The sequence below is a fragment of the Thermus aquaticus genome, from assembly GCF_001280255.1.
In the GTDB taxonomy this organism is placed as follows: Bacteria; Deinococcota; Deinococci; order Deinococcales; family Thermaceae; genus Thermus; species Thermus aquaticus.
Window position 1 is genome coordinate 1 of record NZ_LHCI01000085.1, and the last position, 324, is coordinate 324.

At 58.0% G+C, this 324-nt stretch carries 1 protein-coding gene; it reads right to left on the reverse strand.

The window, feature by feature from the left end; translation table 11 throughout:
• On the reverse strand, positions 1 to 324 hold a 324-nt coding region (locus BVI061214_RS12735), incomplete at both ends, for a type II toxin-antitoxin system VapC family toxin (protein WP_156303178.1).

Consider the following 324-nt stretch of genomic DNA (forward strand, 5'->3'; position numbering starts at 1 on the left):
GGCGAAGGCGGCGAAGTCGCCGATGTTTTCGGTAAGCAACGTGCGGTTGTGCGCCCAAGCGGTCGTCGCAATCATTAGGTCAAACAGCTTCTTGTGGGGGTTGGGAAGCTTCGGCAGGTTCAGCTTCGCCGCTTCCCGCATGGCCTTCCTAGCCACCTTGCCCTCAAAGGGCAAGACGGCAAACCGCGCGAACATGGCCTCCACACTTCTTTCCCGCCTTGGGTCAACAACAAACTCTCCGGTGGCGTACTCAACCTGAACGATGGCCGAAGTTACCAGTTGCTCCTCGCTTAGCCTAGCAAGAAAACGATAAGCCTCCGGCTC